Below are 21,904 nucleotides of genomic sequence, written 5' to 3'. Positions count from 1 at the left end.
GGTAGGGCTCGCCGTCGGTCTCGGCGAAGCGGGTGCGCAGTGATTCGTGGCGGGTGAGCAGGTCGTTGAGGGCGGTTTGGAGTGCGGAGGGGTTGAGGGTGCCGGTCAGTCGGAGGACGACGGGCATGTTGTAGAGGGCTTCGGTGTTCTGGAGCTGGTTGACGAACCAGAGGCGGCGTTGGGCGAAGGAGAGGGGGATGGTTTCGGGGCGTTGTTCAACGGCTCGGACCGGGGGGCGTACGGGTTCGTCGGTGTCGTGGGTGGCGGCGAGGCCGGCGACGGTGGGGGTCTCGAAGATGGCGCGGAGGGGGAGTTCGAGGCCGAGGGTGGTGCGGATGCGGCTGATGAGGCGGGTGGCGAGCAGGGAGTGTCCGCCGAGGTCGAAGAAGCTGTCGTCGATGCCGATGCGGTCCAGGCCGAGGACTTCGGCGAAGACGGCGCAGAGGGCTTCCTCGTGTGGGGTGCGTGGTGCCCGGCCGTCTGCCGCGGCGTCGAAGTCGGGTGCGGGCAGGGCGCGGCGGTCCAGCTTGCCGTTGGGCGTCAGCGGCAGGGCGTCCAGCAGCACGATCGCCGCGGGCACCATGTACTCGGGCAGCCGGCGGCGCAGCGCCGCCCGCAGGTCCGCCGCGGTCAAGGCGGTCTCCGCCGGCAGGCCGGTACCGGTCGGGACGGCGTAGGCCACCAACTGGCCGGGCCGGTCGGCACGGGGTACCACGGCCGCCTGGGCGACGCCGGGCTGGGCGGCGAGCACGGACTCGATCTCGCCGAGTTCGACCCGGTGGCCGCGCACCTTGACCTGGTCGTCGGTGCGGCCGAGGTACTCCAGGCTGCCGTCGGCCCGGCGCTTGGCCAGGTCGCCGGTGCGGTACATCCGGGACCCCGGCTCGCCGAACGGGTCCGCCACGAAGCGCTCCGCGGTGAGGCCCGGCCGGCCGAGGTAGCCGCGCGCAACTCCGGTGCCCGCGACGTAGAGCTCGCCGGGAACCCCCACCGGCAGCGGCCGCAGCCGCTCGTCGAGGACGTAGGCACTGCCGCCCTCGATCGGCAGGCCGATCGGCGGTCGTGCGTCGCCGTCCAGGGGAGCGCTCATGGTGGCGCACACCGTGGTCTCGGTGGGGCCGTAGGCGTTGACCAGCCGCCGGCCCGGCGACCAGCGTGCCACCAGGCTCCCGGACGACGCCTCGCCGGCCACCACCAGGGAGCGCACCGACGGCAGGTCCTCCGGTGCCAGGACGTCCAGCACGGTCGGCGGGAGCGTCAGATGGGTCACCCCCAGGTCGGCGACCAGTCCGGTCAGCGGGGCGCCGGGCCGCAGCCGGTCGGGTGTGGCCAGGACCAGGGCGGCGCCGGACAGCAGCGCCATGACCGTCTCCCAGAACGCCGCGTCGAAGCTGAAGGAGGCGAACTGGAGCACCCGGTCACCGGGGCCGACGTCGAGCCGCTCGCGCTGGGCCGCGAGCAGGTTCGCGACGCCCGCGTGGGTGGCGACCACGCCCTTGGGCCGGCCGGTGGAGCCGGAGGTGTAGATGACGTACGCCGGGTGCTGGAGGCCCAGCACACCGAGGCGGTCCCGGTCGGTGACGGCGTCCGCCGCGAAGCCGTCCAGCCCGGCCCCGTCCAGGTCGACGTACTCGGTCCCGGCCGGCAGCGAGGCGGCCGTCCGGCCGTCGACGACGGTGAGCCGGGGCGCGCCGTCGGCGAACAGGTAGGCGATCCGCTCGGCCGGGTACCCGGGGTCCACGGGCAGGTAGGCGGCCCCGGCCTTGAGCACGGCCAGCGCAGCCACCACCAGCTCGGCGGAGCGCGGCAGCAGCAGCGCGACCACGGACTCCGGGCCGACACCCCGGTCGATCAGCAACCGGGCCAGCCGGTTGGCCCGGCGGTCGAGTTCCGCGTAGGACAGCACGGTGTCCTGGAACAGCAGCGCGGGCGCGTCCGGGGTGCGGGTGACCTGCGCCTCGAACAGGGCCGGAACGGTCCGCCCCGCTACCGAGCGGCGGGGCCGCCCGGTGAGATGGTCGCGCTCCTCGTCGGTCAGCAGGCCGATCTCGCCGATGGCGATCCCGGGGTCGGCGGCGACCGTGAGCAGCAGCCGCTCCAGGCGCCTGACCAGGGCCAGGACGGTGTCCCGGTCGAACAGGTCGGTGCTGAACTCGACGAAGCCTTCGATGCCGTCCGGGGCGCCGTCGCGGTCGCGGGTCTCGGCCAGGCTGAGCGACAGGTCGAACTTCGCCCCGCCGGGGTGGAGGGGTTCCCTGGTGAGCGTCAGTCCGGGCAGCTCCAGCTCGGACTCGGGGGTGCTCTGGAGGACCAGCATCACCTGGAAGAGCGGGTGCCGGTTCGCCGCCCGGCTCGGGTTGAGCACCTCGACCAGGCGCTCGAACGGTAGGTCCTGGTGGCTGAAGGCGGCGAGGTCGGCGGCCCGTACCCGGTCGACCAGCTCTCCGAAGCCGGGGTCCGACGAGGTGTCGGTGCGCAGCACCAGGGTGTTGACGAAGAACCCGACCAGCTCGTCCAGCGCCTGGTCGGTACGGCCCGCGAGGGCGGTGCCCAGCGGGATGTCGGTGCCCGCGCCGAGCCTGGTGAGCAGCGCGGACAGGCCGGCCTGCAGCACCATGAACAGGGTGGCCCGGCGCTCCTGGGCCAGCCGGGCCAGGGCGCGGTGCAGTGCGGCGTCGAACCGGACCGGCAGCGCCTCGCCGCGTCCGCCGGGGACGGCCGGCCGCGGCCGGTCCGCAGGAAGCGCCAGCTCCTCGGGAAGATCGGCCAAGGTCTCGCGCCAGAAGGCCAGTTGGCGGTGGGCGAGACTTCCGGGGTCCGCCTCGTCGCCGAGCAGCCCGCGCTGCCACAGCGCGTAGTCCGCGTACTGCACGGGCAGCGGCTCCCAGGCGGGTGCCGCCCCGGCCAGCCGCGCCGCGTACGCGGCGCCGAGGTCACGCGCCAGCGGCGCCATCGACCACTCGTCGCCCGCGATGTGGTGCAGCACCAGCACCAGGACGTGCTCCAGCTCACCGAGCGCGAACAGCTCGGCCCGCAGCGGCGGTTCGCGGTGGAGGTCGAAGCCGGTGCCCGCGGCCGCGGCCAGCAGGGCGGGCAGCTCCTCGGCGGTGGTCCCGGTCACCGGCAGCGGGAGCGGGGCGGTGTCGAGCACCCGCTGCCGGGCCTCGCCGTCGACCTCGGTGAACACCGTGCGCAGCGACTCGTGCCGGTCGCAGACGTCCTGCAGGGCCGCCCGCAGGGCCGCCCGGTCCAGCTCGCCGCCGAGCCGCAGGGCCAGCGGCATGTTGTAGGTCGCGCCCGCGCCCTCGACCTGCTGCAGGAACCACAGCCGCTGCTGCGCGAACGACAGCGGTACGGCCTCCGGCCGGGGCAGCGGCCGCAGCGCGGGCCGGGCGGGCTCGCTCCCGGCGATCCGTACGGCGAGTCCCGCCACGGTCGGTGCCTCGAACAGGGTGCCCAGCGGCAGCTCCAGGCCGAGTTCGGCGCGGATCCGGCCGGCCAGCCGGGTGGCGAGCAGCGAGTGCCCGCCGAGGTCGAAGAAGCTGTCGTCGATGCCGACCTTCTCCACCCCGAGCACCTGCGCGAACAGCTCGCAGAGGATCTCCTCGCGGGCGTCGCGCGGCGCCCGGCCGCCCGCCGCGGCGTCGAAGTCCGGCGCGGGCAGCGCCCGACGGTCCAGCTTGCCGTTGACCGTCAGTGGCAGCGCGTCCAGGAGCACCACCGCGGACGGCACCATGTACCCGGGCAGGGCCTGTCCGAGGTGCGTCCGCAGCTCGGCGGCGTCCGCCTCGGGCCCGGCCGGGACCGCGTAGGCGACCAGCCTCCGGTCGCCGGGCCGGTCCTCGCGGGCCAGGACGGCGGCCTCGGCGACGGCCGGGTGGCGGGTCAGCACCGCCTCGATCTCGCCCAGTTCGATCCGGAAGCCGCGAATCTTCACCTGGTGGTCCGCCCGGCCCTCGTAGACCAGCGAGCCGTCCGGGGTCCAGCGGGCCAGGTCGCCGGAGCGGTACATCCGGGAACCCGGCTCGCCGAACGGACAGGCGACGAAACGGTCCGCCGTGAGCCCCGGCCGGTTCAGGTAGCCGCGGGCCAACCCGGCCCCCGCGACGTACAGCTCGCCGACCGCCCCGGGCGGCACCGGGCGCAGGGCGGCATCCAGCACATAGGCCCGCAGGTCGGGGAGGGCGGTCCCGATGGTGCTGCCGGTGTCGCCGGCCGCGTTCGCCCGATCGAGCGCGTGGTGGGTGACGTGCACGGTGGTCTCGGTGATCCCGTACATGTTCACCAGCAGCGGGCGGTCCTGCGGGTGCCGCAGGTACCACTCGCCCAGCCGGTCGGGGGTCAGCGCCTCGCCGCCGAACACGACGTAGCGGAGCGCGAGTCGGGACCCGGGGTGCTGCCGGTCGGCCTGGATCAGCTGGTAGAAGGCCGAGGGTGTCTGGTTGAGGACGGTGACGCCCTGCTCGGCCAGCAGGGCGAGGAACTCCCGGGGCGAGCGGGAGACGGCGTGGTCCACCACGACCAGCCTGCCGCCGGTCAGCAGGGCGCCCCACAGCTCCCACACCGCGAAGTCGAAGGCGTAGGAGTGGAACAGGGTCCACACGTCCTGCTCGCCGAACTCGAACCGCTGGGAGGCGGCGGTGAGCAGCCGGGTGACGTTGCGGTGGGAGACCACCACACCCTTCGGCGTGCCCGTCGAGCCGGAGGTGAAGATCACGTAGGCCGGGTGGTCCGGGTGCAGCGGCGCGAGCCGGTCGGCGTCAACCAGGTCGGTCGCCGCCCGGTCGCCGGTGTCGCGTACCGACTCCACGTCGTCCAGCACGAACACCGGCTCGGCCTCGGCGAGTACGGCACTGATCCGCGCGGCCGGGGCGTCCGGGTCGATCGGCAGGTACCCGGCGCCCGCCTTCAGCACCGCGAGCTGGGCCACGACCTGCTCCACCGACCTGGGCAGCACGAGTCCGACCAGCCGCTCGGGACCGGCGCCGTGCTCGATCAGCCGGCGGGCCAGCCGGTTGGCCCACTCGTTCAACTCCCGGTAGCTCAGCGCGGTGTCGCGCCAGGTGACCGCGACGGCCTCGGGGACCCGGGCGGCCTGTGCCTCGAACCAGGCCGGGAGAGTGCCGGCCGCCAGGTCGGCGGCGGTGCCGTTCCACTCCTCCAGCAGCCGGCGGCGCTCGCCGGCGCCCAGTACCTCGAGCTGGCCGAGGGGACGGTCGGGTTCGGCGGCCAGGGCCCGGAGGAAGTCCAGGAACCGCCGCCCGTGGTCCGCGATCTCGGTCTCGGTGAAGGCGGCGGCGTTGCCCGCGACCCGCACCCGCAGCCCGGTGTCCTCGCCGCCGCCCTCGAAGGCGATCGTCAGGTCGTCGACCGGGCCGCTGGGCACGCTGTGGATCTCCGCCGGGCAGGGGCCGAACCGCAGACCGGCCTGCAGCGGAAGGAAGTTGACCGCCGGTCCGAACATCCGGCGGGAGCTGGCGCCGAGCCCGAGGTCCTTGCGCAGGTCCTCGCCCCGGTAGCGCTGGTGCCGCAGCAGGGCGCGCAGCTCGCGCGCGACGTGCCGCTGGAGGTCGGCGAACGAGGCCCCGCCCCGGACGTCGAGCCGCAGCGGGAGCACGTTGGAGGCCATGCCCGGGGTGTTCTGGGTGGTCGGACCGAGCCGGCCGGTGACCGGGAAGCCGAGCACCATGTCCCGGGTGGTGACGAAGGGGCGCAGGTACGCCGCGGCCGCGGCGGCCAGGGTGACCTGCCAGGTAGTCCTGGCTTCAGTGGCCAGGCGCTTGAGTCCGGCGAGGAGTTCGGGCTCCAGGTGCCCGGTGAACCGCATCGCCTCGGACCACAGGCCGATGTCGCGGTCGGGCAGGCTCAGCAACTCGGGATCGTCCGCGAAGCGGTCGAGCCAGTACGCGCGGTCCTTGCGGCTCTGCTCGGAGGCGGCGTACTTGTGGTCCTCCTGGAGGAAGTCGGCGAGCGGGGCGAACTCGGTGGGCGGGATCCCGGTGCCCTCCGCCAGTGCCGTGTAGCAGGCGGCCGCCCGCCGCACGACCAGGTTGAACCCGAAGGCGTCGGTGGCGATGTGGTGCACCCGGGTGTACCAGAGGTGGTGGTCCGCGGCGAGCCGGAACAGCGACTGCGTGAACAGCGGGCCGGTGGACAGGTCCGTCGGCTCGGACAGGTCCGCCGACATCCGCTCCAGCGCGACGCGGCGGCCGTCCTGCCGCCCGCTCAGGTCGTGCAGGTGCAGCGGCCACTCCCGCGCGGGCCGGACGGTCTGCCACGGAGTGCCGTCGTCCTCGGTGAAGTGGACGTGCAGTGCCTCGGCCTCGTCGACAGCGATCCTGAGCGCCCGCCCGAACAATTCGGGGTCAAGCGGTCCGTGAATTTCCACGAAACCGCTGATGTTGTACAGGGAACTCGCCGGAGTGAGCTTCTGGGCGAACCAGACGCGCTGCTGGGCGGCCGACAGCGGAAGGGCAGAAGAATGCGATCCGGCGAACACCTGGAAATCCCCCATATTCCTGCGGGGGATATCGATCGCCCCCGACGCGCGTATAGCCGCGCGGCACCCGTACATCTATCCAAGGTCGTCTGTCCACGCCGGATGCTAGCCACCGCCCGTAGCGGCGTCAACCATGAGCATGGCGGAGGTGATGCTCGCTCAACATTCCTTAACGGTCCGACTCTTGCGGTGAACACGGTCCGGTTGGTAGGTGCCGGCCACCCCCTTCCCGCACCCGGTGCGGCCCGCGCCGGTGCCGCGGACGCAGGCCGCGGCGCCCGCCCGTGCCGACCGCAGGACCAGGCGGGGCGGATCGCTAACACATCGGCCTGCCAATCGGTCTGACGATGCGTATGTCAGTCCGGGGCGCATCCATTACCCCCGGCCGGTGCGCGCGGGCAACGTGTCATCGATCACAGCCCGGACCCGGAACCGTCGCAAGAATTCCTTGGAAGGGGGCCGCTGCGGTGATATGGTCTCGGCTGAGTTCGAATCAATTACCTTAAACTATGGGTGGGTTAGGTGACTGACGATCTGTCAAGTGCTATCCGGGAAATCCTGGTGGACGATCTGGAGATCGATGCCGACCTGATTACTCCGGACGTCCGGATCGATTCCCTCGAATTGGACTCGCTGGCGGCGGTGGAACTCATCACCGTGATCAAGGAGCAGTTCGGCGTCGATCTCTCCGAGGACGAGAGCCAGCTGGGCAAGCTGACCTTCGGCGAGCTAGTGGAACTCGTGAATTCCAGGCTGAGCGGGTCATGACCCGCACGTTTCCAGCCGCGGTCACCGGAGCCGGGTTGGTCACCCCGGCGGGCATCGGGGTCGAGGACACCTGGCAGGCCGTCCTCGAATCCCGGGTGCTGGCGGTCAGGGACGAGGCGCTGCGGGACACCGGCGCCCACTACTGCCTGCGGGTACCGGAGTTGGGACCGGAGGTGCTGCGAGGCCGGGGCACCGCGCACCTCGACCCGTTCATCCGCTACGCCCTGGTGGCGGTCGACGAGGCCGTCCGGGAGTCCGGGCTCGACCCGCAGAGCTGGGACGGCGGCCGGGTCGGCGTGGTGGTCGGTACCGGGATCGGTGGCGTGGAGACGCTCATCCGGGCCCAGGACCGCTTCACCGAGCGCGGCCCCGAGGGGGTCTCGCCCTATCTGCATCCACGGTCGCTGGCCAACATGGCCGTCGGCACGATCGCTTCGCGCTACGGCATCACCGGCCCCTGCCACACGGTCGTCTCCGCGTGCGCGTCCGGCGCCGTCGCCATCGGCGTCGCCCGCGACCTGCTGCGCAGCGGTGCCTGCGACACGGTGATCGCCTGCGGCACCGAGGCCGCGGTGGTCCCGGTCGTGGTCAGCGGGTTCGCCAGGATGGGCGCGCTCTCGAAGCGGGACGACCCCCGCGCCTCCCGGCCGTTCGACGCGGACCGCGACGGTTTCGTCGTCTCGGAGGGCGCCGCTGCGCTCGTGCTGGAGCGGCCCGAGGCCGCGGCGCGGCGCCGGGCCGCGGAGCTGGGCCGGGTGCTCGGCTACGGCTGCACCACGGACGCCCACCACCCGGTCCAGCCGCGGCCGGACGGGGCGCAGGCCGAGGCCGCCGTCCGGCAGGCGCTCACCGACGCGGGCCTGCGGCCCGAGGCGGTCGACCACGTCAACGCGCACGGCACCTCGACGCCGCTGAACGACCGGGTCGAGAGCGAGCTGCTGGCCCGGCTGTTCCCGCACGGCCCGTCGGTCACCGCCAACAAGGGCGTCCTCGGGCACTCCATGGGTGCCGCCGGCGCCATCGAGGCGGTGCTCTCGCTCTGCGCCCTGCGGGCCGGCCTGGTGCCGCCGGTGGCCAACACCGAAAAGGCCGACCCGCAGCTGCCCGAGCTGGACCTCGTCCTCGGGGGGCCGCGTCGGCAGTCGCCCTCCGTGGTGCTCAGCAACTCCTTCGGCTTCGGCGGAGCCAACTGCGCCCTGCTCCTCGGGAATTGAGCGCACCCGGCGGTAGGAGGCGCGACGCCGCGCACCCCGCCGCCGGGGCTCCGGGGCAACGCTGCCAGTCCGGCGGGTGCCCTGGCCGTGCCCGCCGCTGATCGATGGGACTCGACTTGACAGACAAACGCGTGACGGCGCTGACCTGCCTGCTCGCCGAAGGCGACTTCGCCGAGGTCCGGCCCGCCGGGCAGGACGTGCTCGACTACAGCCTGCAGACGCTCCGGCGGGCCCGGCTGCTGAACGCGGCCGGAGTCACCGCCAACTCGCTGTGGCTGGGGCGGGGAACGGCCGCGGAGTTCCCCGACTTCCTGCGGGCGATGGGCTGGATCGGCGCCTGGGACGCCTCACTGGCCAACGTCCTGGTCTCGCACCAGATCGCCGGGGACGCCCTGCTCAGCCACGCCGATCCGGACCAACTGGCGAGCTTCGGCCCGGAGATCGACCGGATGGAGAAGGTCTACTGCTTCGCGGCCTCCGAGCTGCACGCCGGCTCGGACCTCAAGCGGGTCGGAACCACGGCCACCTACCGGCACGCGGACCGCTCGCTGGTGCTCCACACGCCGGAGCCCGCGCACAGCAAGGTCTGGATCGGCAACAGCCTGCACACCGGCGACGTGGCCATGGTGCTGGCCCGCGTGGTGGTGGACGGCCGGGACGAGGGCCACCACTGGCTCCGGGTGCCGCTGCGCAGCGAGGGGAGGCTGGTCGAGGGGGTGAGCGTGCACGGCGCCGAGCCGAAGGGCGGTGTCGAGGCCAACCAGACCGGCATCATCGCCTTCGACCACTGCGTCCTGCCGCTGTCCGCAATGATGGGCCGCTGGGCCCGGATCGACGAGGAGGGGCGGTACGCCTCCCCGCTGCGCCGCTTCCGCCGGTTCGACGAGTGCCTGGCCACCTTCACCCACGAGCGGCTCTTCCCCACCGCGGGCGCGGCCATGGCGCAGCGGGTCGCCTGTGCCGTCACCACCCGGTTCGCCTCCGTCAAGCGGGCCTTCGGCGGGCCGCTGCTCGACCACGCGCACTACCGGATGCGGCTGCGCACCGCGGCGGGACGGGCGGTCGCGGCCAAGCACGCGGTGGAGGCGCTGGCGGCCGTCGCGGTCGACCGCCACGAGGACGGGTCCCCCGCCGAGGACCGGCTGCTGCACGCGCTGGTGGCCTGCGGCAAGACCGGCAGCACCGGCGATGCCCGGCACACGCTGGCCGAGGCCCGCGAGCTGTGCGGCGGCCTCGGATACCACCGGCTGAACCAGATCTCGCCCCTGCAGCACGACTACGAGATCGCGGTGACCTTCGGCGGCGACAACACGGTGCTCGGCTACCAGGCCGCACGGTTCGCGCTGCGCGAGCGCCCGGCGCTGGCCGGGGTGCTCGACGCCGCGGTGGGCCGTGCCGACCGGGGGAGCGGGCCGGGCGATCCCGGCGACTGGCCGGCCGGCCGGCTCGTCGGAGCGCTGCGCCGGGTGTGCGACGTGCTGCTGGACGACGCGGAACGGGAGGGGCCGGGTGCGGCCAGTACCGCCTGGTCGCGGGCCGTCTACCAGACGCTGGCGCTGGGCGGTTGGGCCGAGGGCGAGCCGACGGAGGCCGGGCGGGCGCTGCTGCGGCACTACGCGGCCGGCTGCCTGCTCGAGCACGCGGTGAGCGCGCTGCGGGCAGGGGTGCTGAGCCCGCAGGAGCTGCTGGAGGTGGCCCGGCTGCACGAGGAGGAGGGCGCGGCGCCCGCGGCAGCGGAGGATCTGCTCGGCCTGCTGGCCGTACCCGAGGCGCTGATCACCGCCCCGATCGCCCACGCCGACTTCGCCGAGCGCCATCTCGTCGCGGCGGCAGGGCAGTCGGCGGAGCAGCCGATCGCCCGCCCGGTCCCGGATCCGGTGTGACCGGGTGTCCGGAGGGACGATGAACACGACCGACGTCCGCGCCGTCGTCACCGGCATCGGAACCTGCCTGCCGCCCGACGTGGTGACCAACGACGATCTGTCCCGGGTGCTGGACACCACGCACGACTGGATCTTCAGTCGCACGGGGATCGCCGAGCGGCGCGTGGTCAGACCCGGTACGAGCACCGGTGACCTGGGGACGGCCGCCGGTGCCGCGGCGCTGGAGTCGGCCGGCCGACGCGCCTGCGACCTGGTGCTGCTGGCCACCACCACCCCCGACCAGCGCTGCCCCGCCACCGCTCCGCAGATCGCCGCGCGGCTCGGGCTGGCAGGTGTGCCGGCCTTCGACCTGTCCGCGGTGTGCTCGGGCTTCGTCTACGGGCTCGGCGTCGCCGGGGCGATGATCGGCGCGGGCAGCTACGAGAGAGTGCTGCTGATCGGCGCCGAGACGTACTCCACCATCGTCGACCCCGCCGACCGGGGGACCGCAGTGCTCTTCGGGGACGGGGCGGCGGCCGTGGTGCTGGAACGCGGCCTGCCCGGCACGCCGGGTGAACTGCTCCACGTCGAGCTGGGCAGCGACGGCGCCGGCGCCGACCTGATCGCCATCCCGGGCGGCGGGTCGCGGGCACCGCACCTGGCCGCGGACGCCGCCGCCCGCTACTTCCGGATGGACGGGCGCGAGGTCTACGCGCAGGCGGTGGCGACGATGACGCGATCCGCGCGGAGCGTGGCCGAGGCGGTCGGCTGGCGGACCGAGCAGATCGACGCTTTCATCGGGCACCAGGCCAACGCCCGGATCCTGCGCGCGGTGGCAAGGCGCCTCGGCCTGGCCGAGGAGCGGGTGGTCTGCCGGCTCGCGGAGGTGGGCAACACCGCCGGGGCGTCCATTCCGCTGGCCCTGGCCCAGGCCGCCGCGGACGACCAGCTCTCGAAGGGCGACCGGGTGCTGATGACGGCCTTCGGCGGTGGTCTGACCTGGGGATCGGCCGCCATGGTCTGGTCCGGCGTCCAGCCCGTGCAGGCCGCCGGTCCCTGTCCGGTGTGAGGAACTAGCCGGTTGTCCGTGCGACTTCTGAGGTAATTGACGGATCAACTTGCGTCTGGCAAAGGGGAAGAGAGAGAGTGTCAGGGCGGGATCGTCTCCGATGGCGGCGATGATCGACGGTCACTCAGCCACACAGGGGTACGACGGCCGGAGGGGGTAGCGGCTGAACAGCCACGATCTGCGAAGACGGCGGCGGGGAGCGTTGCCCGGTGAACCGGAGCGCGGGCTGTGACCTGCGGGCGAGCGAGGCCATGGGAAGTGACCGTGCGGCAGGCCGCCGACGACGCCGGTCCCGGCCGACGGGCCGCTTCGGTGGGCGTCGGCCCCGGGCCGGCCGCCGCCCGGCCGGTACCGTTCGCTACCTGCCCTGCGGCCCGCCGGGCTCCGTGGCGATCGCGCACCGGCCCACCGGCCGGCCGCCGCCCGCTCCCCGCCACCTCCGTGAACGGCACCCGAGACCAGAACACCCCTGACTGACAAGGCGGTTGCACTGTGACACTGGCCAAGCGCGTGGGAATGACGACTCCGTCCGCCGCCGGAGGCGGCCTCGGCGATCAGGTGTACAACCGCCTGCTCCAGGACCGCATCATCTTCCTGGGCGAGGCGGTGGACGACGACATCGCCAACCGGATCACCGCCCAGCTGCTGCTCCTGGCGGCCGAGCCGGAGAAGGACATCTTCCTCTACATCAACTCCCCGGGCGGCTCGATCTCGGCCGGCATGGCGATCTACGACACCATGCAGTACGTCAAGAACGACGTGGTGACGATCGCGATGGGCATGGCGGCCTCGATGGGCCAGTTCCTGCTCACCGCCGGCACCCCGGGCAAGCGCTTCGCGCTGCCGAACGCCGAGATCCTGATGCACCAGCCCTCGGCCGGTCTCGGCGGTTCGGCCACCGACATCCGGATCCAGGCCGAGCAACTGCTGCGCACCAAGAAGCGGATGGCCGAACTGATCGCCTTCCACAGCGGCCGGACCGTCGAGGAGATCACCGCGGACTCCGACCGCGACCGCTGGTTCTCCGCCCGGCAGGCCAAGGAGTACGGCCTGATCGACGACGTGATGCACCACGCCGCGGACGTGCCCGGCGGTGGCGGCACGGGCGCCTAGGACCGACCGGTCACCGCACACCCGGCGACACCGCCCGTCCACCAGCCCATCTCCTGACGGAGGCCGAAGTCCCCATGAACATCCCCGACTTAATGGGCGCCGCCCACGAGCGCCTGCGCGCCGAGGGCCGCTACATCGTCCCGGGCTTCGCCGAGCGCACCTCGCAGGGCTTCCGCGAGTACGACCCGTACGCCAAGCTCCTCGAGGAGCGGATCGTCTTCCTCGGAGCGCAGATCGACGACACCTCCGCGAACGACCGGCGCGGCTGAGGGCGGGCGGGGAGCCCTGGCCGGGCGTCACAGCCGGTCTCCCCGCCCCTGCACCTCCAACCAGTCATCATCAGGGCATGGCCGTTGCGAGGAAGTCCGTCAGCGCGGTGGTGACCAGCTGCGGCCGCTCCACCGGCGGCAGATGGCCGGTGTCGGGGAGGTCGAGCCGACGGGCCCCGGGAATGCCCTCGGCCAGCAGCGCGGATGCGGCCAGGATCTCCGGTGCGTCCGCCAGCCCCGCGACGACCAGCGTCGGTACCACCTCGGCCAGCCGCTCCTTGGCCGGCGGGCACAGCTGCTGCTCGGTGAACCGAGGGCCGCCCCACATCCGTTCCCGGGTGAGCCGGTCCATGGCCACGGCCAGCTCCCAGACCCGAGGCGGCAGTACGGCCCGGGTACGGTCAGGACCGGCCACCAGCAGCTCGGCCTCCCGGGGCTCGCCGGGTCGGGTACGGTTCGAGGGTGCGATTTCTGGGACGGCTGTTCGTGCGGTTGGTGGTGGGGCTGGTGAGCTCGGGAATGCGGGCGCTCTTCGGCAGCTACGCCGGGGTGGTGGGCATCGGCATGGCGGTGCTCGTGCTGACCGCGCTGGTCGTCTCCGCGCTCCGGAAGCGCGGCCGCAGGGCCGTCCCGTCTCGCTGACGGGGGGCTGGTTCGGAGCAGGCCGGAAAGACGGCTAGGATGTGGGACATCACCTGCGCGGGTGGCGGAATAGGCAGACGCGCTGGATTCAGGTTCCAGTGCCCGCAAGGGCGTGGGGGTTCAACTCCCCCCTCGCGCACCACGGTCAACCGACCGAATTGGGCCGGTCAAACCGACAGCATGTCGGCTTGACCGGCCCGATTGCGTTGAAAACGCCTCTGGCTCCTCGCACGCTTCACGAGGGGCCGGAGGCGTTTTGTCTGTTCAGGCGGGGTTTTGCGGGTGGGGTGGACTCTTCCAGATGTCAGGCACGTCAGTGGCTCGGTGGTGGTCGCTGCGGGGTGGGCGGTGAATCAGAGGCCGACGTCATGCCGATCACAGATCCGATCGTGGTCCGGGGCGTGCGCTTGCTGCCTGCTGGAGGGCCCGGGTGGCCTGTGCGATGGCGGGGATCTCGAGGGCTTCGCGGTGACACGGCAGGTACAGGGCCCGGTCGGTGGGCCCGAGCGGACGCACCTGGACGTCGGGGTGGTGGTATGCGTCAAGGGCGAACTGCGGTAGCAGGGCGACGCCCAGGTGTCGGGCCACCAGGTTCTGGATGACGACGTAGTCGTCGGTGCTGTGCCGGATGTCGGGGGTGAAGCCGGCGGCCTCACAGAGGTCCGGTTGCCGCCGAGTGGGGTTCCCACGAGCCAGGCATCGATGTGGACGTCGAGGGCCATCGGGCCCCCGCTGTACGAGGTGGCGGTCCTGGGGCTCAGCGGTGGCGGTTGCCGAGGTAGAAGAGCAGCATCACGAACCCGGCGAACAGGTGGGTGCCGGCGATGTAGATCGACGCTCGGACGAGCATCGCCTTGCGCTTGGCCTTGTCATCGCGGACGGCGTCGCTCACGGGGACTCCTTGGATGAGTGGTCGTTTCGGGTGTAGCCGCCGCCTCGTCCACTCTCGCGCCAGTGGCGGATCATCGCGGGCCTTTCCCGGCGTCGGTCAACTGGATGGTCCTGCGGTGCTCGCGGCGAGGGTGTGGTCGGCGGGGATCGCCTGGCCGTGCAGGTGGGCGCGGGCGTAGGCGATGGCGTCGGGGGTGGCGGCGAAGACGTGGCCGTCGGCCTTGAGCTGGTCGAGTATGCCAAGTGCGTCGAGCGGGCGGTGGTGTTCGTCGCGGATGCCGGAGACCAGGACGAGGGTGCCGCGTCGCTGGAGCCTGTCGATGGCGTCGCCGAGGACGCGGGCGCCGCTGGCGTCGATCACGCTGATGCGGGACATCCGCAGGATGGCGACCTTGACCTCGGTGGTCTCGGTGAGTTCGAGCAGGAAGCGGTGGGCGGCGGCGAACAGCAGTGGGCCGTCGATGCGGTAGGCGACGATGTGCTCGGTGAGCAGGGCCTGTTCCTCGTTGTGGTGGTCGGCTCGGGGCAGGTCGGCGCGCAGGGGGACCTGCTCCACCTTGGCGGCCTTGGCCACGGAGCGCAGGGCGAGCACGGCGGAGACGGCCAGGCCGACGATGACGGCGGTGGTCAGATCGAAGGCGAGGGTGGTGGCGGCGGTCAGTACCAGGACGACGGCCTCGCCACGGCCGGTGCGGGCCAGGGCGCGCAGGGAACCGACCTCGACCATGCGCACGGCGGTGGCGATCAGAACCCCGGCGAGTGCGGCGAGCGGGATGCCGGAGACCAGCGGGGCAGCGGCGAAGACGATGACCGCGAGGACGGCGGCGTGCACGAGGGCGGCCAGGCGGGAGGCGGCGCCGGTGCGGACGTTGACGGCGGTGCGGGCGATGGCGCCAGTGGCGGCGACGCCGCCGAACAGCGGGGCGGCGAGGTTGGCCAGGCCCTGCCCGAACAACTCGCGGTCGCTGTCGTGGCGCTCACTCACGCTCATCGCGTCGGCGGCGGTCGCGGACATCAGCGACTCCAGCGCCGCGAGTGCCGCGACGGCGAGGCCAGAGGGCAGCAGGGCAGGCACCGTGGCGGTGTCGAAGAAACCGAGCGAGGGCGCGGGTAGCCCTGCGGGCAGGTGCCCGATGGTGGCGACCGGTAGCTGGACCAGCTGTGCGACGGCGGTGGCGGCTACGACCGCGACCAGGGAGAACGGGATGGAAGGCCGCCAGCGCACGCCTGCCAGCATAATGGCGACCACGCCCAGCGCGACGGCGAGGGCGGCCCAGTGGGGATGGGCGGCGAAGTCGGCGACGCTCTTCGCCGCGACGACAGCGGGGTTGTCGCCGCCCGGCGTCTTGACGCCGAGCGCGCCGGGCACCTGCTGCAGGCCGATCACCGCGGCGATGCCGAGGGTGAAGCCCTCCACCACCGGCACCGGTACGTACGCCATGAAGCGGCCGGCCCGGGCGAGTGCCAGGGCGGTGAGGAGCACTCCGGCGAGCAGGCCGACGGTGAGTACCCCGTTCAGGCCGTAGCGGTGGACGATCGGGACCAGGACGACGGTCATGGCGCCGGTGGGGCCGGTGACCTGGAGGTTGGAGCCGCCGAATACCGCGGCCAGCGCGCCCGCGACGACGGCGGTCGCGAGCCCTGCCTCGGCGCCGGCACCGGAGGAGATGCCGAAGCCGAGGGCGAGCGGCAGTGCGACGATCGCCACCGTGAGGCCGGCGATGAGGTCCTGGCGCGGGGAGCGGCCCATGGTCGCGAGGATCTGACGGTCCGGCAGGATCGAGCGCAGCCGGTGAAGGCCGCCGTGGACGACGGCGTTCACGCCGTGGCCTCCTGGGTGGGGGTCGCGCGCAGCTCGTCGAGCAGCTGGTTCTGATCGGTGATCATCTCGCTGAGGATCCGGCGGGCGGCCCGCAGCAGCTCGGCGACGTCCGGGGTGCTGAGTGCATAGACGACGGTGTTGCCGCCACGGATGGCGCTCACCAGGTTGGTGCGCCGCAGGACGGCGAGCTGCTGGGAGAGGCTGGAGGCTTCGATGTCGATCGCGGCGAGCAGGTCGCGCACGGGCATCGGCCCGTCCTGGAGGAGTTCGAGCACCCGGATGCGCACCGGGTGGCCGAGGGTGCGGAAGAACTCCGCCTTCGCCTGGTACAGCGGGACGGCCATTGCTCAGCTCTCTCCTTGTTCTTCCGCGGCGGTGTGCGCGACCTCGATGCCGTGGTGGGCCGCGATGCGCAGCAGCTGGGCCGCCCGCCCGGCGTACGCCTGTGCCCCGTCGTCGTCCCCGCGCTCCTTGGCCTGCTGGAGAGCCTGGCGGGCCTGGGCGAGTTGCTCGCGCAGCTCCTCGTCGAACATCGCGGTCACAACCGGTCCTCCCTGGTGCTGGCGCCCTCCGCCGGACGCACCTTGTGCCGATCCAACAGCACACCAGCATGTATGAATATGAAGAATTTTTCAAATAGCTCCTTTTGCAAGTGGTGGATTCAGATAGTCATGACCCTTCGTGATCAGTAGCGGTCATCCGGCCGCCTGTCGCAGGCATCCTCCCTGCGCTCGGGGCGCGGCGCGCCACGGGCGGGCCGCGGAACGGGCGGGGCGGCAGCCAAGGTCAGGAGGACTTCCGTGTGACTGACATCGCGCCGCGATCAAGGACGTGATGGCGATCGACGACGCTCTGGCCGACTCCACCAGCGGCATGGCTCCGGCACGGTCGGTGCGGCCGAGGGCATCGACCCCGCGCCGGCCGCCGCCGGCGCCATCGGTCTCGAGCGCGCGACCACGCCCGGCGCATCGAGGCCGCGCTGGAGCTTTGACGCCGGGCGGCCGACGGCGGATGGGGCCGGTCAGCTCCGGGGCGTGCCGGTGGCCTGGGTGAGCAGGCCGCCGAGGAGTTCGGCCTGGCCGGTGATGACACCGCCGAGGATGGCACGGGCGACCCGCAGGAGCTCGGCGACCCGGGGGTCGGTGAGGCTGTAGTAGACGGTGGAGCCTTCGCGGCGGGCGACCACGAGCTTGGACCGGCGTAGGACGGCGAGCTGCTGGGACAGGTGGGAGGCTTCGACGCCGACCTCGGGCAGCATCTCGGCGACAGCGTGCTCGCGCTCGCTGAGCAGCTCCAGGACCCGGATGCGCACCGGATGGCCGAGGGTCTTGAAGAATTCCGCCTTCAGCTGGTACAGCGGCGCACCGACCACGGGAGGCGGGGTAGGGGCTTCGCCGTTCACGTCGTCACCGTCTCCATCGGGCCCGGGCCAGGCAGAACATCATCAAGTACCGACCTTAGCAACTGTGCAAGTGCGCGATCATCCGTACGGCGAGCGCGGTGGGCGGCCAGCGCATGCCGAGAGCCGCCATGGCCACGTCGATGTCGGGGAACAGTCGCAGGACGGACCGGGCGCAGCCTGTCGTCAACAACGGAGCGGGCCGCTCCCTGGGGCCGCAGACCGCAGACCGCAGACCGCAGACCGCAGGCGGGCTGCGGCCAGCGGGCGCGCGGCCGGCCGTGTCGACGATCGCGCCCTCGCCGGAAGAGTTCCAGCCCGTCAGGGCGGACATGTCGATCACGATCGCTCGGAGGCGGCGGGCGATGGCTCAGTCGAACGCGCCTCGGATACGGTGTGTGGCTCGTTCGCCCAGTAGCGGGTCGGTAGCCGGTCAGCCGCAGGACGCCGACGCCGCCAGTGGTCTCCAGGTCCCATTGCATGCTCACCGCCGCCCCGGAGCACCACACCCAGGGCGACGGCGAGCGCGCGTGCACCCTCCGCGACCAGCGGGGCCGGACAGGAGCGAGAAATGCCCGGAGCGCGGGCACGGGCGTCGCTTGCCCGGCGCGGGACGGCACGAGGCACCCCGCGCCGCCTACAGAGCAAGCGGCGCTGCCGCGCGGCACTCCGGTGAGATACGCATTCCTCCCCTGTCCTTGCACGCGGTTTCCAACTTTATCAACTGCTAAGGTCATCATGCAGCGACCTCCGGAAGCGGTCGCCGCAGGGTGGCCGCCCCGGAAACACCGACGCCGGGGCGGCCATACCGTGCAGAGCGCCGCCCCGCGCGTAGCGCAGGCCCGTCACCTCCGGCTACGCCGAGTGCCAGGCCGAACGGATCGACACCGACGACCGTGCCGGCTGGCGGTGTCGTCACCGACCCGGCCGAGCCGATCTCCGAGCCCGCCCAGCAGGCCCGCTGCCGCTGAGCGTCGCGCGGCACGGCGCTGTTGCTGTGCCGCCGCCACGACGGCCGCCTCGGCCTGATCGCGGGAGACCATGAACGACGAAGCCGTGCCGCACGCGGCAGGACGCGAGCCAGCGGTCGGATACGCTGGACAAATGAGCGAGACCTTGCCTCCGTGCCCCAAGTGCTCCGGCGAGTACACCTACGAGATGAACGCGTTGATGGTCTGCCCGGAGTGCGGCAACGAGTGGGTTCCCGCCGATGGCGGCGCGGCTGAGGCAGCTGCCTCCGGCGAGCGAGTGATCAAGGACGCCGTCGGCAATGTGCTCAGCGACGGCGACACCGTGACCGTCATCAAGGCCCTCAAGGTCAAGGGCAGCCCCTCGGGAATCAAGGCGGGCACCAAGGTCCGCAACATCCGTCTGGTCGACGGAGTCGACGGCCACGACATCGACTGCAAGGTCGACGGGTTCGGCGCCATGCAGCTCAAGTCGAGCGTGGTCAAGAAGGCCTGACCCCGGTTCCCGGCGCACCAGCCGCAGATCACCAACTCCCGCACCCGCACGGCGCGTCGGACGGCGGCAACAACCTGCAGGAGCAGAACTACGGCCCGCACGCCGCCTACATGGCCACCATAGCCCGGTACGCGCACGACCACTGGGGCATCGACTTCAGCTCGGGCGAGCCGATGAACGAGCCCAGCGGCCAGTGGGGCGGGACCTGGGGGCGCCACCAGGAGGCTGCCACTTCGACCGGGACAAGCAAGGCACCTGCCGGCGTCGCCGATGGTCAGTGCGGCGGTGCCCACTCGTTCTTCCCGCCCGCGCGGCCGTCGAGCCAGCACTCCGGCGGGAGCGGGGTGGTGGGGTGCCGGTGCGAGGCGGGTCGGAAGATCGGCTAGGATGTGGGACATCACCTGCGCGGGTGGCGGAATAGGCAGACGCGCTGGATTCAGGTTCCAGTGCCCGCAAGGGCGTGGGGGTTCAACTCCCCCCTCGCGCACCAGGAAGTACCGACGAAACGGTGCCTCCCACAGTGACGGAAGTCGCTGCGGGAGGCACCGTTTCGGCATTTCGTGCCGATGAGACGGGAGTGCCTGGTCGATCTGTGAGTTGTGGAGATCCGCCGTCACGGTGATCAACGGCTGCGGGATGGCGGGGCAGTACCACTGGCCTTCGATCTGAAGCGCGCCCGCCGTGCGGCCTGGATGCCCAGTTGGTCCTGTAGGCGCGGAGTTCCTGCAGGTCTGGGATGTGGTCATAGAGGGTTCAGGGGCTCGGAGTTGTGGAACCGCCCTGGTTTTTGAAGGAGTTTTTGAAGGGTCTGAGAGGTCGTCGGACGGCCTGGCCGCTGGCCTTCAGGAAACGGTGGTTTGTTGAAGACAGCGGCCCGGATCGCGGAGTCGCTCCGCGGTCCGGGCCCGTTCGGGTTGGTGTCGGCTTCCGCACGCACAGCCAGGCTCAGCCGGCCAGGACCGCCGAGGTGGTGATCCGCCAGCCGTCCGGCGTGCGGGCGAGGAAGTAGAACACGCGGGGACGCTGGAACTCGGCGCCCGAGCGGTCGTGGCGGGCCCAGCTCACCTCGATGGTGACCGCCCGCTCGTTCAGCGCGCGGCCGGCCGGGTCCAGTGCCTGGCTGCCGCCGTAGTCGAGGTCGCGCAGGGCGGCCAGCTCGTGGGCGAGCCCGGCGGTCAGCTGCTCGGCCGAGGTGAGGACCGTGTGCGCGATGCCGGTGGTCACGGTCAGGGGTACCGCGAAGTACTCCAGCAGCGGCGCCGGGTCGGTCCCGCCGGCCGCGGCGAGTTCGATGTCTGGGGTGGTTCAGCGGACCCAGGTGCTGGTGAGGGTCTGGACTGCGGAGCCGTCGAGGTCGGCGAGCGTGGTGGCGACGAAGTCGCGGGCCCACTCGGAGGTCTGGATCCGGAAGGCCGGGCGGTCGGCGGTCAGCGCGTCGATGATCGGGGCGGCGGCCTCGGCCGGGGTCTGGGCGTTGCCGTAGGAGTCCCGGGTGCGGGCGATGTACGCCTCAAGGGCCGGGGCATAGGGGCCGGACGCGGCGAGCAGGGCGGGGATGTCCAGGCTGATGTTGGCGACGAACTCGCTCGCGACCGCGCCCGGTTCGACGACGGTGACGTCGACGCCGACGGTGGCGGCGACGGGGGCGAGGGACTCCATGAAGCCCTCGACGGCGAACTTGGCCGCGCAGTACGCCTCGTTGAAGGGCTGGCCGACGACGCCGCCGACGCTGGTGACGGTGATCACCCGCCCCTGGGTGGCGCGCAGGTGGGGCAGGGCGGCGCGGGTGGCGGCCACCACGCCGAAGAAGTTGACCTCCATGGCGGTGCGGACGTCGTCGAGGCTCATCAGTTCGATGGTGCCGACCTGGGCGGCGCCGGCGTTGTTGACCAGGGCGTCGAGGCGGCCGTGCTCGGCGATGACCTCGCCCAGGCAGGCGGCGATGCTCTCGGGGTCGACCACGTCCAGGCGCTTGACCTGGATACGGTCGGCGACCCCGTTCTCGGCGGCGGCCTTGAGCAGGGCGTCGGCCTTGCCGGTGTCGCGCATGGTGGCGATGGTGGTCCAGCCCGCCCGGGCGGCGGCGACGGCGGCGGCCAGGCCGATGCCGGAGGACGTGCCGGTGATCAGAACCGTCTTCGGGGAGGTCATGAGGGTCTTCCTTGCGTGTGGAGCGTAATGGGCGACAGCCGCAACCGGGGAGTTCCCCGCTTCTCTGCAACCGTAACCGGAGAACTCCCCGGTTGTCCAGGTAGACTGGTCCCCTGACGAAGGGAGCAGCTTTGACCGCCCAGCCGAGCGTGTTGCGTGCCGATGCCCGCCGCAACCGGGAGCGCATCCTCGAAGCGGCCGTGCGCGCCTTCTCCGAGAAGGGCGCGGACGTGCCGATCGACACGATCGCCAAGGCCGCGGGTGTCGGCTCGGCCACGCTCTACCGGCACTTCCCCACGCGCGAGGCGCTGGTCGAGGCGGCCTACCGCAACGAGCTGGCCCGGGTCTGTGACAGCGCCGCCGAGCTGCTGGCCGATCTCCCGCCGGACCGGGCGATGCGCCTGTGGATGGACCGGTTCATCGACTACCTGGCCGCCAAGCAGGGCATGGCGGACGCCCTGCGGGCCGCGGTCGCCTCCGGCGCGGACCCTTTCGCCGAGACCCTCGACAAGCTCGGCACCGCGGTCGGCTCCCTGCTGCGCGCCGGCGCCGAAGCCGGTCTCCTGCGCTCGGACGTCGACCCCATCGACATCGGGTTCAGCCTCGCCGGCGTCGCACTGATCACCAGCGCGCCCGCCCAGCGCGACCGGGCCGGCCGCCTCCTCGACCTGATCCTCGACGGGCTCCGCCACGGAGCGGGCCGGTAGCCCGTTCCTTTGGCGGGCCGCCGGGCCAACGGGC

20 protein-coding genes, 2 tRNA genes and 1 pseudogene are annotated in these 21,904 nt (G+C 72.4%); 12 read left to right on the top strand and 11 right to left on the bottom strand.

Features of this window, described 5'->3' with window-relative positions; genetic code table 11:
* Nucleotides 1-6,499: amino acid adenylation domain-containing protein (locus ACZ5ON_RS32710; protein WP_465600278.1), on the bottom strand; the 6,499-nt coding region annotated here is incomplete at its 3' end.
* Between the two features lie 522 nt (nucleotides 6,500-7,021).
* Here ACZ5ON_RS32710 and ACZ5ON_RS32705 point away from each other — a divergent pair.
* The 6 genes and pseudogenes from ACZ5ON_RS32705 to clpP form a co-directional block, all read left to right on the top strand.
* Nucleotides 7,022-7,267 (top strand): acyl carrier protein, encoded by a 246-nt coding sequence (locus ACZ5ON_RS32705; RefSeq protein WP_465600275.1) that lies wholly within the window; start codon nucleotides 7,022-7,024, stop codon nucleotides 7,265-7,267.
* Nucleotides 7,264-8,481, top strand: coding sequence for a beta-ketoacyl-[acyl-carrier-protein] synthase family protein (locus tag ACZ5ON_RS32700; protein ID WP_465600271.1), 1,218 nt, complete (start codon nucleotides 7,264-7,266; stop codon nucleotides 8,479-8,481). The genes ACZ5ON_RS32705 and ACZ5ON_RS32700 overlap by 4 nt, the downstream gene beginning before the upstream one ends.
* Nucleotides 8,482-8,597: 116 nt before the next feature.
* Nucleotides 8,598-10,364, top strand: coding sequence for an acyl-CoA dehydrogenase family protein (locus ACZ5ON_RS32695; RefSeq protein ID WP_465600268.1), 1,767 nt, complete (start codon nucleotides 8,598-8,600; stop codon nucleotides 10,362-10,364).
* A gap of 19 nt (nucleotides 10,365-10,383) precedes the next feature.
* Complete coding sequence (locus ACZ5ON_RS32690) at nucleotides 10,384-11,412, top strand: beta-ketoacyl-ACP synthase III (RefSeq protein ID WP_465600265.1); 1,029 nt, start codon at nucleotides 10,384-10,386, stop codon at nucleotides 11,410-11,412.
* Between the two features lie 516 nt (nucleotides 11,413-11,928).
* Nucleotides 11,929-12,525, top strand: coding sequence for an ATP-dependent Clp protease proteolytic subunit (locus tag ACZ5ON_RS32685; protein WP_465600263.1), 597 nt, complete (start codon nucleotides 11,929-11,931; stop codon nucleotides 12,523-12,525).
* 74 nt (nucleotides 12,526-12,599) lie between these two features.
* Nucleotides 12,600-12,782 (top strand): annotated as a pseudogene (clpP, locus tag ACZ5ON_RS32680) (ATP-dependent Clp protease proteolytic subunit); the annotation flags it as partial.
* Nucleotides 12,783-12,864: 82 nt separating this feature from the next.
* Here clpP and ACZ5ON_RS32675 read toward each other — a convergent pair.
* The gene (locus ACZ5ON_RS32675) at nucleotides 12,865-13,209 is read right to left on the bottom strand and encodes an alpha/beta fold hydrolase (protein WP_465600260.1); all 345 of its coding nucleotides are present in this window, start codon (nucleotides 13,207-13,209) and stop codon (nucleotides 12,865-12,867) included.
* Nucleotides 13,210-13,256: 47 nt separating this feature from the next.
* Between ACZ5ON_RS32675 and ACZ5ON_RS32670 the strand changes: the two genes are divergently transcribed.
* Nucleotides 13,257-13,436 carry a hypothetical protein gene (locus tag ACZ5ON_RS32670; RefSeq protein WP_465600258.1) on the top strand — a complete coding sequence of 60 codons (180 nt, stop codon included), beginning with the start codon at nucleotides 13,257-13,259 and terminating at the stop codon, nucleotides 13,434-13,436.
* Nucleotides 13,437-13,491: 55 nt separating this feature from the next.
* Nucleotides 13,492-13,578 (top strand) — tRNA-Leu (locus tag ACZ5ON_RS32665).
* Nucleotides 13,579-13,811: 233 nt separating this feature from the next.
* On the opposite strand, the gene ACZ5ON_RS32660 is transcribed toward ACZ5ON_RS32665, so the two are convergent.
* The 7 genes from ACZ5ON_RS32660 to ACZ5ON_RS32630 form a co-directional block, all read right to left on the bottom strand.
* Nucleotides 13,812-14,132 carry a LysR substrate-binding domain-containing protein gene (locus ACZ5ON_RS32660; protein WP_465600291.1) on the bottom strand — a complete coding sequence of 107 codons (321 nt, stop codon included), beginning with the start codon at nucleotides 14,130-14,132 and terminating at the stop codon, nucleotides 13,812-13,814.
* 61 nt (nucleotides 14,133-14,193) lie between these two features.
* Nucleotides 14,194-14,328 (bottom strand): DUF6126 family protein, encoded by a 135-nt coding sequence (locus ACZ5ON_RS32655; protein WP_465600255.1) that lies wholly within the window; start codon nucleotides 14,326-14,328, stop codon nucleotides 14,194-14,196.
* Between the two features lie 96 nt (nucleotides 14,329-14,424).
* Nucleotides 14,425-16,077 carry a SulP family inorganic anion transporter gene (locus ACZ5ON_RS32650; protein ID WP_465600289.1) on the bottom strand — a complete coding sequence of 551 codons (1,653 nt, stop codon included), beginning with the start codon at nucleotides 16,075-16,077 and terminating at the stop codon, nucleotides 14,425-14,427.
* A 68-nt stretch (nucleotides 16,078-16,145) separates the two neighbouring features.
* Nucleotides 16,146-16,493, bottom strand: coding sequence for an ArsR/SmtB family transcription factor (locus ACZ5ON_RS32645; protein WP_465600252.1), 348 nt, complete (start codon nucleotides 16,491-16,493; stop codon nucleotides 16,146-16,148).
* Nucleotides 16,494-16,496: 3 nt separating this feature from the next.
* A complete protein-coding gene (locus ACZ5ON_RS32640) occupies nucleotides 16,497-16,691 on the bottom strand; it encodes a hypothetical protein (RefSeq protein WP_465600249.1) in 195 nt (64 codons plus the stop codon).
* A 479-nt stretch (nucleotides 16,692-17,170) separates the two neighbouring features.
* Nucleotides 17,171-17,551 (bottom strand): ArsR/SmtB family transcription factor, encoded by a 381-nt coding sequence (locus tag ACZ5ON_RS32635; RefSeq protein WP_465600247.1) that lies wholly within the window; start codon nucleotides 17,549-17,551, stop codon nucleotides 17,171-17,173.
* A 55-nt stretch (nucleotides 17,552-17,606) separates the two neighbouring features.
* Entirely contained in the window at nucleotides 17,607-17,882 is a 276-nt protein-coding gene (locus tag ACZ5ON_RS32630) for a hypothetical protein (protein ID WP_465600244.1), read from the bottom strand.
* A gap of 770 nt (nucleotides 17,883-18,652) precedes the next feature.
* Between ACZ5ON_RS32630 and ACZ5ON_RS32625 the strand changes: the two genes are divergently transcribed.
* The 3 genes from ACZ5ON_RS32625 (at nucleotide 18,653) to ACZ5ON_RS32615 (ending at nucleotide 19,502) form a co-directional block, all read left to right on the top strand.
* On the top strand, nucleotides 18,653-19,012 hold the full coding sequence (locus tag ACZ5ON_RS32625; RefSeq protein WP_465600241.1) for a zinc ribbon domain-containing protein YjdM: 360 nt from the start codon (nucleotides 18,653-18,655) through the stop codon (nucleotides 19,010-19,012).
* A gap of 110 nt (nucleotides 19,013-19,122) precedes the next feature.
* Entirely contained in the window at nucleotides 19,123-19,398 is a 276-nt protein-coding gene (locus ACZ5ON_RS32620) for a hypothetical protein (RefSeq protein WP_465600238.1), read from the top strand.
* Nucleotides 19,399-19,415: 17 nt separating this feature from the next.
* Nucleotides 19,416-19,502: transfer RNA gene (locus tag ACZ5ON_RS32615), tRNA-Leu, on the top strand.
* Between the two features lie 455 nt (nucleotides 19,503-19,957).
* Here ACZ5ON_RS32615 and ACZ5ON_RS32610 read toward each other — a convergent pair.
* Nucleotides 19,958-20,305, bottom strand: coding sequence for a DUF6841 family protein (locus ACZ5ON_RS32610; protein ID WP_465600286.1), 348 nt, complete (start codon nucleotides 20,303-20,305; stop codon nucleotides 19,958-19,960).
* A 12-nt stretch (nucleotides 20,306-20,317) separates the two neighbouring features.
* The gene (locus ACZ5ON_RS32605) at nucleotides 20,318-21,292 is read right to left on the bottom strand and encodes an SDR family oxidoreductase (protein WP_465600283.1); all 975 of its coding nucleotides are present in this window, start codon (nucleotides 21,290-21,292) and stop codon (nucleotides 20,318-20,320) included.
* 2 nt (nucleotides 21,293-21,294) lie between these two features.
* Between ACZ5ON_RS32605 and ACZ5ON_RS32600 the strand changes: the two genes are divergently transcribed.
* The gene (locus tag ACZ5ON_RS32600; RefSeq protein ID WP_465600235.1) at nucleotides 21,295-21,870 is read left to right on the top strand and encodes a TetR/AcrR family transcriptional regulator; all 576 of its coding nucleotides are present in this window, start codon (nucleotides 21,295-21,297) and stop codon (nucleotides 21,868-21,870) included.
* The last annotated feature ends 34 nt before the right edge of the window (nucleotides 21,871-21,904 follow it).

This window comes from Kitasatospora sp. NPDC032150 (genome assembly GCF_055579945.1).
Note: the sequence above shows the minus strand (reverse complement) of the source record. Positions and strands in the feature narration are given on the sequence as shown.

Coding starts and splice junctions, on each gene's coding strand:
- ACZ5ON_RS32700 (WP_465600271.1), top strand. CDS start 7,264: ATGACCCGCACGTTTCCAGCCGCGGTCACCGGAGCCGGGTTGGTCACC.
- ACZ5ON_RS32690 (WP_465600265.1), top strand. CDS start 10,384: ATGAACACGACCGACGTCCGCGCCGTCGTCACCGGCATCGGAACCTGC.
- ACZ5ON_RS32685 (WP_465600263.1), top strand. CDS start 11,929: ATGACGACTCCGTCCGCCGCCGGAGGCGGCCTCGGCGATCAGGTGTAC.
- ACZ5ON_RS32650 (WP_465600289.1), bottom strand. CDS start 16,077: ATGGGCCGCTCCCCGCGCCAGGACCTCATCGCCGGCCTCACGGTGGCG.
- ACZ5ON_RS32645 (WP_465600252.1), bottom strand. CDS start 16,493: ATGGCCGTCCCGCTGTACCAGGCGAAGGCGGAGTTCTTCCGCACCCTC.
- ACZ5ON_RS32630 (WP_465600244.1), bottom strand. CDS start 17,882: ATGTCCGCCCTGACGGGCTGGAACTCTTCCGGCGAGGGCGCGATCGTC.
- ACZ5ON_RS32625 (WP_465600241.1), top strand. CDS start 18,653: ATGAGCGAGACCTTGCCTCCGTGCCCCAAGTGCTCCGGCGAGTACACC.
- ACZ5ON_RS32620 (WP_465600238.1), top strand. CDS start 19,123: ATGGCCACCATAGCCCGGTACGCGCACGACCACTGGGGCATCGACTTC.